Annotated in this window: 9 protein-coding genes and 1 pseudogene; all 10 read left to right on the top strand. The window is 68.5% G+C overall.

What is annotated here, in order from left to right:
- Window positions 1-4: 4 nt before the first annotated feature.
- Window positions 5-1,345, top strand: a complete 1,341-nt coding sequence (locus CRM89_RS19330) for an MCE family protein (RefSeq protein ID WP_060594269.1) — start codon at window positions 5-7, stop codon at window positions 1,343-1,345.
- Window positions 1,342-2,418, top strand: coding sequence for an MCE family protein (locus tag CRM89_RS19325; protein WP_011211640.1), 1,077 nt, complete (start codon window positions 1,342-1,344; stop codon window positions 2,416-2,418). Before CRM89_RS19330 ends, CRM89_RS19325 begins: the two co-directional genes overlap by 4 nt.
- Window positions 2,418-3,428: an MCE family protein gene (locus CRM89_RS19320; protein WP_011211639.1), complete on the top strand. Its 1,011-nt coding sequence runs from the start codon at window positions 2,418-2,420 to the stop codon at window positions 3,426-3,428. The genes CRM89_RS19325 and CRM89_RS19320 overlap by 1 nt, the downstream gene beginning before the upstream one ends.
- A gap of 1 nt (window position 3,429) precedes the next feature.
- Window positions 3,430-4,671 (top strand): MCE family protein, encoded by a 1,242-nt coding sequence (locus CRM89_RS19315; protein ID WP_011211638.1) that lies wholly within the window; start codon window positions 3,430-3,432, stop codon window positions 4,669-4,671.
- A complete protein-coding gene (locus CRM89_RS19310; protein ID WP_011211637.1) occupies window positions 4,671-5,936 on the top strand; it encodes an MCE family protein in 1,266 nt (421 codons plus the stop codon). Before CRM89_RS19315 ends, CRM89_RS19310 begins: the two co-directional genes overlap by 1 nt.
- Window positions 5,933-7,174, top strand: coding sequence for an MCE family protein (locus CRM89_RS19305; protein ID WP_011211636.1), 1,242 nt, complete (start codon window positions 5,933-5,935; stop codon window positions 7,172-7,174). Before CRM89_RS19310 ends, CRM89_RS19305 begins: the two co-directional genes overlap by 4 nt.
- Before the next feature lie 30 nt (window positions 7,175-7,204).
- Window positions 7,205-7,951, top strand: a complete 747-nt coding sequence (locus CRM89_RS19300) for a hypothetical protein (RefSeq protein ID WP_098085469.1) — start codon at window positions 7,205-7,207, stop codon at window positions 7,949-7,951.
- The gene (locus tag CRM89_RS19295; RefSeq protein ID WP_098085467.1) at window positions 7,948-8,772 is read left to right on the top strand and encodes a hypothetical protein; all 825 of its coding nucleotides are present in this window, start codon (window positions 7,948-7,950) and stop codon (window positions 8,770-8,772) included. Before CRM89_RS19300 ends, CRM89_RS19295 begins: the two co-directional genes overlap by 4 nt.
- Before the next feature lie 413 nt (window positions 8,773-9,185).
- Window positions 9,186-12,676: pseudogene (locus tag CRM89_RS19290) on the top strand (DNA-directed RNA polymerase subunit beta).
- 132 nt (window positions 12,677-12,808) lie between these two features.
- The gene (locus tag CRM89_RS19285; RefSeq protein ID WP_011211632.1) at window positions 12,809-16,762 is read left to right on the top strand and encodes a DNA-directed RNA polymerase subunit beta'; all 3,954 of its coding nucleotides are present in this window, start codon (window positions 12,809-12,811) and stop codon (window positions 16,760-16,762) included.
- Window positions 16,763-16,777: the final 15 nt, after the last annotated feature.

Below are 16,777 nucleotides of genomic sequence, written 5' to 3'. Positions count from 1 at the left end.
GCGCATGAGGCAGACCTGGCGGGCCACCGAGAAGCTGCGCGTGCGCGTGCTCGGACTGGTCTTCTTCGTGGTCGTGGCGCTGTTCCTGTGGACGACCGTCGCGATCTACAACAAGCAGTTCACCCGTTCGGTCGAGGTCGAGCTGATCACCGACAGCGTGGGCAACGCGCTGACCCGCAACGCCGATGTGAAGGTGCGCGGGGTGACCGTCGGCGAGGTCCGCTCCAGCCGCGCGGGCGACGGCGACGTGGTGTTGCAGCTGGCCATCGACCCCGACAAGGCCGAGCAGATCCCGGCCAATGCCACCGCGCGACTGTTGCCCAAGACCCTGTTCGGCGAGCGCTACGTCGACCTGGTGATCCCGGCGGACCCGAGCCCGCAGCGGCTGCGCGACGGGGTGACCCTGCATCAGGACCGCAGCGGCAACGCGATCGAGATCAGCAAGCTGCTCGACGACCTGCTCCCGCTGCTGCAGGCGATCCCGCCGCAGGACCTGGCCGCCACCCTCGGCGCGCTGTCGCAGGCGCTGGCCGGGCAGGGCGCGATGCTCGGCGAGAGCATCGACAAGCTCGACACCATCTTCCGCGACGTCAACGGCGTGCTGCCGGAGTTGCAGGAGGGGCTGCGCAGCTTCGCCGAAACCGCCGCGATCTACTCCGACGCCGCCCCGCAGCTGGTGACCGCGCTGGACAACCTGCGCACCACCAATGCCACCATCGTGCAGCGGCGCTCCGACATCGACGCCCTGTACGCGACGCTGACTCCCGCCTCGACCCGCACCGCCGACTTCCTGGCGGCCAACCGCGACAACATCATCGACGTGGCCGCCGACTCGCGGCCCGCACTGGAACTGCTGGCCACCTACTCGCCGACCTACGCCTGTGCCATGGCCAATTTCGCGAAGATGAAGCCCCGGATCGACGAGATCTTCGGCAAGGGGACCGACCGGCCCGGCTCCCGGGTCACCATCGAGCTGACCAACACCCGTGGCCGCTACCTGCCCAACCAGGACGAGCCGCGCTGGCTGGACACCCGCGGCCCGTGGTGCCTGGCCGAGTACCCGCTCGGTGTCGACCCCGGCCAGTACACCGGCGGCTCCGGCAACGACGGCTCGTACCAGCCGCCCACCCGCTACCCGGGTGACCAGGACACCGGCAAGCTCGCGCCGCCGCAGTTCGGGGTGTACCCGGCGCAGGTGCCGACGCTGGCCGGCTCGCCGGGCGAACAGCAGTCGCTCGGCGCGATCTACGGTGCGGCGCACGGTGTTTCCCCCGACGCGGTACCGGGCTGGCTGACCAGGGTCGGTGCGCCCGCGTTCCGCGGCAGCGAGGTGAGCCTGCGATGAAGGAGACGTTGCGCGGCCTGGGCGGGCCGCTGACCAAGCTGGCCGTGTTCGTGGCGGTGACCCTGTTCGTCACCACCGTGCTCGCGCTCTCGATCGCCAACTACACCGGTGGCGGCACCGAGTTCAAGGCCAGGTTCACCGACGTCACCGCGCTCAACCCCGGCGACGAGGTGCGCATCGCGGGTGTGCGGGTCGGCAAGGTGACCGACGTGGCGATCGTGGACAAGCGCCTGGCCGAGGTGAAATTCGAGCTCACCGACCGGGACTGGCTGCCCGCGTCCACCACCGCGACCATCCGCTACCGCAACCTGGTCGGCCAGCGCTACATCGCGCTGGAGCAGGGCGCGGGCGAGCAGGGCCGCAAGCTCAACGAGGGCGCGACCATCCCGCTCGAGCGCACCCGGCCCGCGCTGAACCTGACCACGTTGTTCAACGGTTTCCGGCCGTTGTTCCGCACGCTGACCGCCGAGGACGTGAACAAGCTGTCCTACGAGATCATCCAGGTCTTCCAGGGTGAGCAGGGCACGATCCACGACCTCGTGGTGAGCACCGCGAGCCTCACCAACAAGATCGCCGACAAGGACGCCGTGATCGGTGAACTGGTGCGCAATCTGACCGCGGTGCTGGAGGCGGTGAACCAGCGCGACGACCAGTTCGACCAGCTCATCGTCAACACCGAGGCACTGGTGTCGGGGCTGGCCGCCGAGCGGGACACGATCGGGCGTTCGGTGAGTTCGCTGGGCAATCTGGCCGAGGCCACCGCGGATCTGCTCGTGCCGACCCGTCCCACGCTGCAGGGCTCGATCGCGGGCCTGTCCCAGCTGACCGGCGAACTGAACAGCCGCTCCGGCGAGGTGAACGAGGCGCTGGCGAATCTGCCGCTGAAGATGGAGAAGCTCGGGCGCGCGGCCAGTTACGGCTCGTGGTTCCAGTTCTACCTGTGCGGTATCGACATCGTGGTCGGTCCCGGTGTCGCCGACGCACCGCAGCTGAATCTGCCCGCGAACATGCCGACGGTGAACCAGCCGATCTACACCAACGCCGCGCCGCGCTGCGAGGGGAGGGCCCGCTGATGGACGACCGCATCCTGCTCGGCCGCCGCAGTCCGGCGTTCCTCGGCGTGCTCGGCCTGGTGCTGGTGCTGCTGGTGACGATGTCGGCGTTCTTCGTCGACCGGCTGCCCTTCATCGGCGCCGGGGTGAAGTACACCGCCGAGTTCTCCGAGGCGGCCGGGTTGAAGAAGGGCAACGAGGTCCGCGTCGCGGGCGTGAAGGTGGGTTCGGTCGCCGACGTGCGCCTGGCCGGCGACCGCGTGCTGGTGGACTTCCGCACCAGCGACACCTGGATCGGCAACGAGACCACGGCCTCCATCCAGATCAAGACCGTGCTGGGGCAGAAGTACCTGGCGCTGGACCCGCGGGGTTCCGAGCCGCTCGACCCCGGCACCCGGATCCCGCTCTCGCGCACGGTTTCTCCCTACGACGTGATCGACGCCTTCTCCGACGCGGCCAAGACCATCGACCAGATCGACACGGCCCAGCTGGCCACCAGCATGCGGGTGCTCTCGGAGGCGTTCGAGACCACGCCGCCGGAGATCCGCGGCTCCATCGACGGCATCGCCCGGCTCTCGGAGACGCTGGCCAAGCGCGACGAGGAACTGAAGCGACTGTTCTCCGCGACCCGGCAGACCACCGAGGTACTGGCCGAGCGCAACGCCGAGTTCGAGCGGCTGCTCGCCAACGGCGGTCAGCTGCTCACCGAGCTCAACATCCGGCAGCAGGCGATCCACCAGCTGCTCACCGGCGCCAGGACGGTGGCCGCCGAGCTGAGCGCGCTGGTGGCCGACAACGAGGCCCAGATCGGTCCGGCACTGACCAACCTGCGCGGCGCGATCGAGATGCTCAACGACAACCAGGCCAACATCTCCAAGACCCTGGAGCTGGCCGCGCCGTTCTACGGCCTCTACGCCAACGTGCTCGGTACCGGGCGCTGGTTCGACGCGGTGATCGTCAACCTGGTACCGCCCGGTCTGCCGGACATCCCGGGCTACCGCGATCCGGTCCGTGAACTGGGAGGTAACTGACGTGGCCGCCGGAGTGCAGGGCAGGCGCGGCGCGCGGGTCGCGATCGCGCTGGTGGTCGCGGTCGCCGTGGTGGCCGCCGGTGTGCTGTGGTGGGGCCTCGACCGCTGGACCACCACCAGGATCACCGCCTACTTCGACCGTTCGGTCGGCATCTACGAGGGTTCGGACGTGCGGATCCTCGGTGTGCCGGTGGGCTCGGTGGAATCGGTGGAGCCGCAGGGCGATCAGGTGAAGGTCGTGCTGGCGGTGGACGGCGACTACGACGTGCCCGCCGACGCGCAGGCCGCGCAGATCACGCCGTCGGTGGTCGCCGACCGCTACATCCAGCTCACCCCGGTCTACACCGGCGGGCCGAAGATGGACCGCAACGGCACCATTCCGCGCGAGCGCACCGTCACGCCGGTCGAGGTGGATCAGCTCTACAACAGCATCACCGAACTGTCCGAGGCGCTCGGCCCCGACGGCGCCAACCGGGAAGGCGCGGTCAACGAGCTGGTGCGCACCTCGGCGGCCAACCTCGCCGGCAACGGTGCGGCGCTGGCCGAGAGCATCACCCAGCTCTCCGGCGCGGCCAGGTACCTGTCCGAGGCGCGCGGCGACATCTTCGAGACGGTCAAGCACCTGCAGACCTTCGTGAGCATGCTGGCCACCAACGATGCCCAGGTGCGCCAGTTCAACGCGCAACTGGCCGACCTGGCGAGCTTCCTGGCCGACGAACGCCAGAATCTCGGCGAGGCGCTGCAACTGCTCTCGGTGGCGCTGGGCGATGTGGCCCGCTTCGTCGACGACAATCGCGCGCTCGTCGAGCAGAACGCCACCGCGCTGACCACCCTCACCCGGACCCTCGCCGAGCAGAGCGACGACCTCGCCGCCGCGCTGCCGGTGCTGCCGGTCGCGCTGAGCAACCTGATCAACATCCACAACGCCGAATCGGGCACGCTCGACATGCGCCCCAACCTCACCGATCTGCAGGACCCCTTCGGCATCGTGTGCAAGATGCTCGACCTCGGCAAACTCATGCCGGGCGATCCGCGCTTCGAGGCGCTGGGCAGGCAGATGCGGCCGGTGCTCGACCACTGCAAGGAGATCACCGACCAGATCACCGCCGGTGTGCAGACGCCCACGCTGATCCTGCCGTTCGGCATCCTCAGCGGTGAGAACCAGCAGCGGGCGCCGGTGCCCGGCACCGTGCCCGGCACGCCCTCGGATCAGCTGCCGCCCTCCGAGCAGGGAGACCGGTGATGCGTATGCGCTTGCCCGCCACGAGGATGCTCGCCGCCGTCGCGATCGCCGCGACCGCCGCGCTGGTCGGTTCGTGCTCGGCCGACGGCATCTACAGCGTGCCGCTGCCCGGTGGCGCGGACCTGGGGGAGCACCCCATCCGCATCGACATCCGCTTCGACGACGTGCTCGACCTGGTGCCGCAGTCGGCGGTGAAGGTGGAGGGCGTGCCGGTGGGCCGGGTCGAGGAGATCGGCCTGGCCGAGGACGGCTGGACCGCCACTGTGCGCACCATCGTCAACGGGTCGGTCGACCTGCCCGCCGATGCCAGGGCCGAGGTGCGCCAGTCGAATCTGCTCGGTGAGAAGTTCATCGAACTGTCCGCGCCGCCGGAGGGCGACGCCGGCTCGGCGCGGCTGGGCGACGGGGCGGTCATCCCGGTCGAGCGCACCAGGCACGCCACCGAGGTCGAGCAGGTGCTCGGCGCGATGTCGCTGCTGCTCAACGGCGGCGGGGTCGCGCAGTTGCAGCCGATCATCACCGAGGTGAACAAGGCGCTCGGCGGCCGCGAGGAGCGCACCCGCTCGCTGCTCGAACAGGCGAACACACTCATCGGCGGATTGAACGAACAGGTCGAGGACATCACCCGCGCCATCGACGGACTGGCGACGCTCAGCAGCCGGGTGAGCGGACAGACCGAGCAGATCGCCAAGATCATCGACGAACTGCCCGAGGGTATCCGGATCCTGGAAGAGCAACGGCCGCAGCTGATCTCGCTGCTCACCCAGCTCGACCGGGTCGGGCAGGCCGGGTTCGACGTGCTCGACACCGCCAAGGACGACCTGATCCGCGACCTGAGCGCGCTGCGCCCGACCCTGCAGGAACTCGCCCGGTCCGCGCCGGACCTGGTCACCGCGCTGCCGCTGGTGCCGACCTATCCGTTCCCCGACGCGGCACTGGAGAGCACCTTCGGCGGGCAGGTCAACACCTGGCTGTCGGTGGACCTGCAGATCGGCACCACGTTGAGCAACCTCGGCGTCGGCAAGGGCGACCCGGTGTACATGCCGCCGCCCTACGGCCCGCCGGTGAACGTCGATCCGAGCAACCCGTACTACAACGGCAACGGCCCGCGGCCCGGCTGGCCGACGGTCTCGCTGCTGCCGCTGCCGCCGACGATGGCCGCGGTGCCGCTGCCCGGCGCGCCCGCGCTGCCCGATCCGCTCGGCCCGATCCTCGAACAGTTCGGGGTGCGGCCGCCCGCGACCGAAGGGGGTGCGCCGCGATGAGCAGGCTGGTGCGCGTACAGCTGGTGATCTTCGTCGTGCTCGCGGTGGTGGGCGTGCTGTTCGTCGGCGGGAAGTACATCCGGGTCGACCACATGCTCGGCTTCGGCCAGTACCGCGTGGAGGTCACCGCCCAGCAGACCGGCGGCCTGTACAAGGGCGCGGAGGTGACCTACCGCGGCGTGCCGGTCGGCCGGGTCGGCGACCTCGCCCTCACCGACGACGGCGTGCGCATGATCCTCGACATCGACAACGGGGCGCCGAAGATCCCGGCCTCGGCCAAGGCCGTGGTGGCCAACCGCTCGGCCATCGGCGAGCAGTACCTCGATCTCCAGCCCGACAGCGACGGTGCGCCCTACCTGCGGGAGGGCTCGGTCATCGACGGCGCGACCACACCCGTCGCGGTCGAGCAGCTGGTCGCCAGCGTGGACGAGTTCACCCGCACGGTGGACCTGGCCGCGCTCAACACCACCGTCACCGAGCTCGGCAAGGCCCTCGACGGCAAGGGCGAGGACCTGCAGGTGTTCCTCCGCTCGCTCAACGAGTTCACCGCGACCTTCCACGACACGCTGCCGCAGACCATCCAGCTCATCCGCGACGGTCGGCTGGCGCTGGCGACGCAGGCCGAGCAGGGCGAGGCGATCCGCCGTTTCAGCGACGGGCTGGACCGGCTGACGCTGCAACTGAAGGCCAGCGATCCCGCGGTGCGCAGGCTCATCGGCACCGGCACCGACGCGGGCGCGCAGCTCGACGCGCTGCTCGCCGAGAGCGGCGGCGCGCTCACCGAGGACCTCACCCACCTGCGCACACTGCTGAAGGAGATCTCGCCGAAGTTCTACGCCCTGCGCCCCCTGCTGCAGATGCTGCCGCAGCTGTCGCTGGGCGCCTCGGCGACCGCGCCCGGCGACGGGACCAGCCACTTCGGCCTGGTGCTCGAGGTGAACAACCCGCCCGCCTGCACCGTAGGCTACGAGGGGACGCAGCGCATCCTGGAGGAGATGAAGGCGGCCGACCCCGACTTCGACGACACCCGCGACGAGTTCCCGTTCAACAAGGACGCGAAATGCACCGTGCCGTTCGGTAATCCGACCGCCGTACGCGGCGGTGAGCGGGCCGAACTCGCCGACCCGAGCGTCCCGCAACCGTGGGACGGCAAGCCCAAGACCGATCCGGACAAGCTGAACCTGAACCCGGTGGCCGTGCAGCTGGCGACCCTGCTCGGGGTCACGCCGAAGCGGTGACCGGCAGCGACGACGTTAGGGTGTCCCCTCGTGAGTGAGCAGTCCAAGGAACCGGTCACGCCCGAGGACGCCGCGCCGCAGCCCGCCGAGGTGGCCGCGCCGCCGACGGAGGCGCAGGCGGCGGACGGCGCGGAGCAGGAGCGCGCCCCGGACGACGGCGCCACCCGCCCGCCCGCCCTGGTGACGGCCCTGGCGGTGGCGGCGCTCGTCGCCGCGCTCGCCGCCGCCCTCTGGTTCGGCGTCGGCTGGGCCCGCGCGGCGTTCGTCGACGGCGCGCGGGCCGATGCCCGCGACAGCGCCCTCGACGCCGCCCGGCAGGCCGCGATCAACATGACCTCGATGAACATCGACGACGTTCCGGGCTCGCTGGCGCTGGCCCGCTCCTCGATGACCGGGGCGATCCTCGAATCGGCGGAGAAGAACCGCGCGCAGTCCGAGCAGATGGCGACCCAGGCCGGGGTGGGGATGTCGGCCAAGGTGCTGGGTGCGGCGCTGACCGAACTCACCGGCGAACGCGACCACGCCACCGCCCTGGTCGTGCTCCAGGTGACCGAGACCAAGCCGGACCGGGCCCCCTCCGACTACCGCTACACCTGGAGCCTGTCGATGGCCAAGGACGGCGAGGTGTGGAAGGCCGAGCAGGTCGCCTCGCTGAGTCAGCCGGTGCTGCTCAGCGGCCCCGGCCCGCAGGATCAGCCCGGCGCGCAGGATCAGCCCGGCGCCGATGAGCCCGGGCAACCGGCGCCGACCGAACCCGCGCAGGAGGGGAACCGATGAACGAGCGCAGGCCGGTCAACCGCGTCACCCCCAAGCGCAAGCCCGCCGCCGACTCCGGCTCGGACGCCACCCGGCGTCGGGCGTCGGACCCGCGCGGCCGCCCCACCCCGGACACCGACGCCGCCCGCCGTTCCGCCGATACCGGTCGCCGGAGCGCGGGCACCCCGCCCGCCCGCGGCGCGTCGGAGCAGGCAGCCGGTCGCCCCGCCCGGGTCCGGCCCACCCGGCGGCGCACCACCCGCGGACAGGAGCCGGCGAGCCGCCCGGCGGCCGTCCGGTTGGACAAGTCGGCGGCAGCGCGAACCGAGCCCACCCCGTCCCGGCAACGGTTCGGGGCGAGCTGGACGACGGTCGCGGCCGCGGTGGTGGCCGCCGCCGTGCTGGCCGCGTTCGCCGCGGTGGCCGCGCTGCGGCCGGGGGTGAACGACTCGAACGCCGCCTTCGTCGACGGCGCGGCCACCGAGGAGGTGCGCGCCGCCGCCGACAACGCGCTGCGCACGATCTACGGCTACGACATCGCCGACATCGACGGCTACCAGGACAAGGTTCGCCAGGTGGTCACCGACAAGATGGCCGAGGACCTGGACAAGTTCGCCGGCACCACCATCGAGGCCATCAAACAGGCGCAGACCAGCGCCGATGCCAAGCCGGAACCGGTCGGGGTGACGATGCTCACCGAGGACCGCGCCGAGTTGCTGGTGAACCTGGTGGTCAGCGCCACCAAGGACGGTGTCGCGCAGCAGAGCGTCGCGGGCCCGGTGGTGCTGCGGATGCGCAAGGTCGACGGGCGCTGGCTGGCCGCCGACATCGTCGACCAGTGATCTTGTACTGGCCCAGCGGTTCTCGGCGGGCCGCCGCCGGGCCTGCCACTTGACGAGTTTCGCCCGACACGTCACGCTATTCACAACAGCGGCAGCTGTCACAGGTGGTCCCAGCGGCTCCGTGGCTCCCGGCGCAGCCAGCGTCCCGGGTGCGGAGGTGTGGGTCGGACACGTGTCGGCGCGCCACCGCTGTGTGACATCACACGGATGGTACTTTGACACATCCGTGGTCAGGGGTGTAAGTTTGGACGTTGCGCTGGCTGCCTCCTGTCCATACCTCGATTCGCACACGTGAGTTCCACCTTCCGGTGTTACTTCCGTTGTTGCCTGTTCGAGTTTCGTTCGGGTCGTGACCAGCGGAATTCGTAGCAGAAGCAAGCGACGGTCGCGGACCACCACGCGACGCGCGTGAGGTGCTGGAAGGACGCATCTTGGCAGTCTCCACCCAGACCAAGGCAGTTGCCGGAATCCCCGGAGCCCCGAAGCGGGTGTCTTTCGCGAAGATTCGTGAGCCCTTGGAGGTGCCCGGTCTTCTCGATCTACAAACGGAATCGTTCGCCTGGTTGATCGGCTCGCCGGAATGGCGTGAGCGGGCTGCCGCTCGCGGCGACGTCGGGCTGGTCGGTGGACTGGAGGAGGTGCTCGAGGAGCTCTCGCCCATCGAGGACTTCTCCGGCTCCATGTCCCTGTCCTTCTCCGATCCTCGCTTCGAAGAGGTCAAGGCCTCGATCGACGAGTGCAAAGAAAAGGACATGACCTACGCGGCGCCGCTGTTCGTCACCGCGGAGTTCATCAACAACAACACCGGTGAGATCAAGAGCCAGACGGTCTTCATGGGTGATTTCCCGATGATGACCGACAAGGGCACGTTCATCATCAACGGCACCGAGCGCGTGGTCGTCTCGCAGCTGGTGCGTTCGCCGGGTGTGTACTTCGATCACAGCATCGACAAGGGCACCGAGAAGGACCTGCACAGCGTGCGCGTGATCCCGTCGCGCGGCGCGTGGCTGGAGTTCGACGTCGACAAGCGCGACACCGTGGGCGTGCGCATCGACCGCAAGCGCCGTCAGCCGGTCACCGTGCTGCTCAAGGCGCTGGGCTGGACCACCGAGGAGATCGCCGAGCGCTTCGGCTTCTCCGAGATCATGATGTCCACCCTGGAGAAGGACAACACCGCCGGCCAGGACGAGGCGCTGCTCGACATCTACCGCAAGCTGCGTCCGGGCGAGCCGCCGACCAAGGAGTCGGCGCAGACCCTGCTGGAGAATCTGTTCTTCAAGGAGAAGCGCTACGACCTGGCGCGCGTCGGCCGCTACAAGATCAACAAGAAGCTCGGCATCCACGTGGGCGAGCCGGTCACCGGTTCGGTGCTGACGAAGGAAGACATCGTCACCACCATCGAGTACCTGGTGCGCCTGCACGCCGGTGACAAGACGATGACCGCCCCCGGCGGCGTCGAGGTGCCCGTCGAGGTCGACGACATCGACCACTTCGGCAACCGTCGCCTGCGCACCGTCGGCGAGCTGATCCAGAACCAGATCCGGGTCGGCCTCTCGCGCATGGAGCGCGTCGTGCGTGAGCGCATGACCACCCAGGACGTCGAGGCCATCACGCCGCAGACCCTGATCAACATCCGGCCGGTCGTGGCCGCGATCAAGGAGTTCTTCGGCACCTCGCAGCTGTCGCAGTTCATGGACCAGAACAACCCGCTCTCGGGCCTGACCCACAAGCGCCGCCTCTCGGCGCTGGGCCCCGGCGGTCTGTCCCGTGAGCGCGCCGGCCTGGAAGTGCGCGACGTGCACCCCTCGCACTATGGCCGCATGTGCCCGATCGAGACCCCGGAAGGCCCGAACATCGGCCTGATCGGTTCGCTGTCGGTGTACGCGCGGGTCAACCCGTTCGGCTTCATCGAGACCCCGTACCGCAAGGTCGTCGACGGCCGGGTCACCGACGAGGTCGTCTACCTCACCGCCGACGAGGAGGACCGGCACGTCCGGGCCCAGGCCAACTCGCCGGTCGGCCCCGACGGCCGTTTCCTCGAGGACCGCGTGCTGTGCCGCCGCGGCAACGAGGAGATGGAGTACGTCGCCGCGACCGAGGTCGACTTCATGGATGTGTCGCCGCGGCAGATGGTGTCGGTGGCGACGGCGATGATTCCGTTCCTCGAGCATGATGATGCCAACCGTGCGCTGATGGGTGCGAATATGCAGCGTCAGGCGGTGCCGTTGATTCGGTCGGAGGCGCCGATCGTGGGTACCGGTATGGAGCTGCGTGCGGCGGTGGATGCCGGTGATGTGGTGGTGAACGAGAAGGCCGGTGTGGTCGAGGAGGTTTCGGCCGATTACGTCACGGTGATGGCCGATGACGGGACTCGTAAGTCGTATCGGATGCGGAAGTTCAACCGGTCGAACCAGGGGACGTGTTCGAATCAGCGGCCGATCGTGGACGAGGGTCAGCGGGTCGAGGCCGGGCAGGTGTTGGCTGATGGGCCGTGCACCGAGAACGGTGAGATGGCGCTGGGTAAGAACCTGTTGGTGGCGATCATGCCGTGGGAGGGCACAACTACGAGGACGCGATCATCTTGTCCCAGCGGTTGGTGGAGCAGGATGTGTTGACCTCGATCCATATCGAGGAGCACGAGATCGATGCTCGTGACACCAAGCTCGGTGCCGAGGAGATCACTCGCGACATTCCGAATGTCTCCGATGAGGTGTTGGCGGATCTGGACGAGCGTGGCATCGTGCGGATCGGTGCGGAGGTGCGTGATGGTGACATCCTGGTCGGTAAGGTCACGCCCAAGGGTGAGACCGAGCTGACGCCGGAGGAGCGGTTGCTGCGGGCGATCTTCGGGGAGAAGGCGCGTGAGGTGCGTGATACCTCGTTGAAGGTGCCCCACGGTGAGTCGGGCAAGGTCATCGGGATCCGGGTGTTCTCTCGGGAGGACGATGACGATCTGCCGCCCGGTGTCAACGAGTTGGTGCGGGTGTATGTGGCGCAGAAGCGCAAGATCCAAGACGGTGACAAGCTGGCCGGTCGGCACGGGAACAAGGGTGTGATCGGCAAGATCCTGCCTACCGAGGACATGCCGTTCCTGCCCGATGGCACCCCGGTCGACATCATCCTCAACACCCACGGTGTGCCGCGGCGGATGAACATCGGCCAGATCCTGGAAACCCACCTCGGCTGGATCGGCAAAGCCGGCTGGAAGGTCGAGGGCAACCCCGAGTGGGCCAAGGATCTGCCGGAGGAGATGTGGGAGGCCCCCGCGGACTCCAACATCGCGACTCCGGTGTTCGACGGTGCCCGCGAGGAGGAGCTGACGGGTCTGCTGGGCTCGACGCTGCCCAACCGTGACGGCGAGCGGATGGTCGACGACAACGGCAAGGCCGTGCTGTTCGACGGTCGTTCCGGTGAGCCGTTCCCGTACCCGGTGGCGGTGGGCTACATGTACATCCTGAAGCTGCACCACCTGGTCGACGACAAGATCCACGCTCGCTCCACCGGCCCGTACTCGATGATCACCCAGCAGCCGCTCGGTGGTAAGGCCCAGTTCGGTGGCCAGCGCTTCGGTGAGATGGAGTGCTGGGCGATGCAGGCCTACGGCGCGGCCTACACCCTGCAGGAACTGCTCACGATCAAGTCCGACGACGTCGTCGGCCGCGTGAAGGTCTACGAGGCGATCGTCAAGGGCGAGAACATTCCGGAGCCGGGCATTCCGGAGTCGTTCAAGGTGCTCCTCAAGGAACTCCAGTCGCTGTGCCTCAACGTCGAGGTGCTGTCGTCCGACGGCGCCGCGATCGAGTTGCGCGAAGGCGAGGACGAGGACCTGGAGCGCGCCGCGGCGAACCTGGGCATCAACCTGTCCAGGAACGAAGCGGCCACTGTCGACGATTTGGCGAACTAGGCGGTCGGGGCGGATGCGAGAACCGCGCATCCGCCCTCCCGCGCTCGATACGAGTGCTCGGCCGGGTTTCCGCCCGAACCTCACTAGTGAACTTTTGCTCGAATTCGACCCGCACAGGGGAAAGGAAGTTACGTGCTAGACGTCAACTTCTTCGATGAACTCCGGATCGGCCTGGCCACCGCCGACGACATCCGCCAGTGGTCCTACGGCGAGGTGAAGAAGCCGGAGACCATCAACTACCGCACGCTCAAGCCGGAGAAGGACGGCTTGTTCTGCGAGAAGATCTTCGGTCCCACCCGGGACTGGGAGTGCTACTGCGGCAAGTACAAGCGCGTGCGCTTCAAGGGCATCATCTGTGAGCGCTGTGGCGTCGAGGTGACCCGCGCCAAGGTGCGTCGTGAGCGGATGGGCCACATCGAGCTGGCCGCCCCCGTCACCCACATCTGGTACTTCAAGGGCGTCCCGTCGCGCCTGGGCTACCTGCTGGACCTGGCGCCGAAGGATCTCGAGAAGATCATCTACTTCGCCGCCTACGTCATCACCTCGGTCGACGAGGAGCTGCGCCACAACGAGCTCTCCACCCTCGAGGCGGAGATGGAGGTCGAGAAGAAGGCCGTCGCCGACCAGCGCGACGCCGACCTCGAGGCCCGCGCGCAGAAGCTCGAGGCCGACCTGGCCGAGCTGGAGGCCGAGGGCGCCAAGTCCGACGTGCGCCGCAAGGTCAAGGACGGCGGCGAGCGCGAGATGCGCCAGATCCGCGACCGCGCCCAGCGTGAGCTGGACCGGCTCGACGAGATCTGGAACACCTTCACCAAGCTGGCCCCCAAGCAGCTCATCGTGGACGAGGTGCTCTACCGCGAGCTCACCGACCGCTACGGCGAGTACTTCACCGGCGCCATGGGTGCGGAGTCCATCCAGAAGCTGATGGAGAACTTCGACATCGACGCCGAGGCCGAGTCGCTGCGCGAGACCATCCGCACCGGCAAGGGCCAGAAGAAGCTGCGCGCGCTCAAGCGGCTCAAGGTCGTCGCGGCCTTCCAGGCCAACGGCAACTCGCCGATGGGCATGGTGCTCGACGCCGTTCCGGTGATCCCGCCGGAACTGCGCCCGATGGTCCAGCTCGACGGTGGCCGCTTCGCCACCTCCGACCTGAACGACCTGTACCGCCGCGTCATCAACCGCAACAACCGCCTCAAGCGACTGATCGACCTCGGCGCGCCCGAGATCATCGTCAACAACGAGAAGCGGATGCTGCAGGAGTCGGTGGACGCGCTGTTCGACAACGGCCGCCGCGGCCGTCCGGTCACCGGACCGGGCAACCGTCCGCTCAAGTCGCTGTCGGATCTGCTCAAGGGCAAGCAGGGCCGGTTCCGCCAGAACCTGCTCGGCAAGCGTGTCGACTACTCGGGCCGTTCCGTCATCGTCGTCGGCCCGCAGCTCAAGCTGCACCAGTGCGGTCTGCCCAAGCTGATGGCGCTCGAGCTGTTCAAGCCGTTCGTGATGAAGCGCCTGGTCGACCTGAACCACGCGCAGAACATCAAGTCCGCCAAGCGGATGGTGGAGCGGCAGCGCCCGCAGGTGTGGGACGTCCTCGAAGAGGTCATCGCCGAGCACCCGGTGCTGCTCAACCGCGCGCCCACCCTGCACCGCCTGGGTATCCAGGCCTTCGAGCCGCAGCTGGTGGAAGGCAAGGCCATCCAGCTGCACCCGCTGGTCTGTGAAGCGTTCAACGCCGACTTCGACGGTGACCAGATGGCCGTGCACCTGCCGCTGTCGGCGGAGGCGCAGGCCGAGGCGCGCATCCTGATGCTGTCGTCGAACAACATCCTGTCCCCGGCGTCCGGCCGCCCGCTGGCCATGCCGCGTCTGGACATGGTGACCGGCCTGTACTACCTGACCCGCCTGGAAGAGGGCGCCAAGGGCGAGTACCGTCCGGCCACCGCGGACGCCCCGGAGTTCGGCGTCTACTCCTCGCCCGCCGAGGCGCAGATGGCCGTCGACCGCGGCGAGCTGACCGTGCGCTCGAAGATCAAGGTCCGCCTGACCGACCAGCGTCCGCCCAAGGACGTCGAGGCGGAGCTGTTCCCCGAGGGCTGGCAGCGCGGCGACGCGTGGACCACCGAGACCACGCTGGGCCGGGTGCTGTTCAACGAACTGCTGCCCGCGGACTACCCGTTCATCAACGAGCCGATGCCGAAGAAGCGGCAGGCGACGATCATCAACGATCTCGCCGAGCGGTACCCGATGATCGTGGTCGCCCAGACCGTCGACAAGCTCAAGGACGCCGGCTTCTACTGGGCCACGCGTTCGGGTGTCACCGTCTCCATGTCCGACGTGCTCGTGCCGCCGGAGAAGGCGGAGATCATGGAGCGCTACGAGGCGCAGTCGGATCAGATCGAGAAGAAGTACCAGCGTGGTGCGCTCGATCACCAGGAGCGCAACAACGCCCTGGTCAAGATCTGGCAGGAGGCGACCGAAGAGGTCGGTAAGGCGCTGCGCGCGCACTACCCGGCCGACAACCCGATCATCACGATCGTCGACTCGGGCGCCACGGGTAACTTCACCCAGACCCGTACCCTCGCCGGTATGAAGGGCCTGGTGACGAACCCGAAGGGTGAGTTCATCCCGCGGCCGATCAAGTCCTCCTTCCGTGAGGGCCTGACGGTTCTGGAGTACTTCATCAACACCCACGGCGCGCGTAAGGGTCTGGCCGACACCGCGCTGCGTACCGCCGACTCGGGCTACCTGACCCGTCGTCTGGTGGACGTCTCGCAGGACGTGATCGTGCGCGAGCACGACTGCGGCACCGAGCGCGGCATCGTGGTGCCGATCGCGGAGAAGCAGCCCGACGGCTCGATCATCCGCGACCCGCACGTGGAGACCTCGACCTACGCCAGGACCCTGGCCGCGGACGCGGTCGACGCGAACGGCAACGTCATCGTGGCCAAGGGCGCCGATCTGGGCGACCCGGCGCTGGAGGCGCTGCTCGAGGCGGGCATCACCGAGGTGAAGGTCCGCTCCGTGCTGACCTGCACCACCGGCACCGGCGTCTGCGCGACCTGCTACGGCCGCTCGATGGCCACCGGCAAGCTGGTCGACATCGGCGAGGCCGTCGGCATCGTCGCCGCCCAGTCCATCGGTGAGCCCGGTACCCAGCTGACCATGCGTACCTTCCACCAGGGTGGTGTCGCCGGTGACGACATCACCGGTGGTCTGCCGCGTGTGCAGGAGCTGTTCGAGGCCCGCGTGCCCAAGGGCAAGGCCCCGATCGCGGAGGTCTCGGGCCGCGTGCGGCTCGAGGACGACGACCGCTTCTACAAGATCACCATCATCCCGGATGACGGTGGCGAGGAAGTCGTCTACGACAAGCTCTCCAAGCGTCAGCGCCTGCGCGTGTTCAAGCACGACGACGGCACCGAGCGACTGCTGTCCGACGGCGACCACGTCGAGGTCGGCCAGCAGCTGCTGGAGGGCGCGGCCGATCCGCACGAGGTGCTGCGCGTGATGGGCCCCCGTCAGGTTCAGGTCCACCTGGTCCACGAGGTCCAGGAGGTCTACCGGAGCCAGGGTGTGTCGATCCACGACAAGCACATCGAGGTCATCGTGCGCCAGATGCTGCGTCGCGTGACGATCATCGACTCGGGTTCGACGGAGTTCCTGCCCGGCTCGCTCACCGAGCGTGCCGAGTTCGAGGCCGCCAACCGCCGGGTCGTGGCCGAGGGCGGCGAGCCCGCCTCGGGTCGTCCGGTGCTGATGGGTATCACCAAGGCGTCGCTGGCCACCGATTCGTGGCTGTCGGCGGCGTCGTTCCAGGAGACCACCAGGGTCCTGACGGACGCGGCGATCAACTGCCGCTCCGACAAGCTCATCGGTCTGAAGGAGAACGTGATCATCGGCAAGCTGATCCCGGCCGGTACCGGCATCAACCGCTACCGCAACATCCAGGTTCAGCCGACCGAGGAGGCGCGTGCCGCGGCGTACGCGGTGCCGTCCTACGACGACACCTACTACAGCCCGGACAGCTTCGGCTCCTCCACCGGCGCCGCGGTGCCGCTGGACGACTACGGGTTCAGCGACTACCGCTGACCCGCGTCCGAACGA

The organism is Nocardia sp. FDAARGOS_372 (assembly GCF_002554515.1).
Classification (GTDB): Bacteria; Actinomycetota; Actinomycetes; order Mycobacteriales; family Mycobacteriaceae; genus Nocardia; species Nocardia farcinica.
Note: the sequence above shows the minus strand (reverse complement) of the source record. Positions and strands in the feature narration are given on the sequence as shown.

Bases quoted from the DNA above. Each gene is read 5' to 3' on its own strand.
- CRM89_RS19330 (WP_060594269.1), top strand. From the start codon at position 5: ATGAGGCAGACCTGGCGGGCCACCGAGAAGCTGCGCGTGCGCGTGCTC.
- CRM89_RS19325 (WP_011211640.1), top strand. From the start codon at position 1,342: ATGAAGGAGACGTTGCGCGGCCTGGGCGGGCCGCTGACCAAGCTGGCC.
- CRM89_RS19320 (WP_011211639.1), top strand. From the start codon at position 2,418: ATGGACGACCGCATCCTGCTCGGCCGCCGCAGTCCGGCGTTCCTCGGC.
- CRM89_RS19310 (WP_011211637.1), top strand. From the start codon at position 4,671: ATGCGTATGCGCTTGCCCGCCACGAGGATGCTCGCCGCCGTCGCGATC.
- CRM89_RS19305 (WP_011211636.1), top strand. From the start codon at position 5,933: ATGAGCAGGCTGGTGCGCGTACAGCTGGTGATCTTCGTCGTGCTCGCG.
- CRM89_RS19295 (WP_098085467.1), top strand. From the start codon at position 7,948: ATGAACGAGCGCAGGCCGGTCAACCGCGTCACCCCCAAGCGCAAGCCC.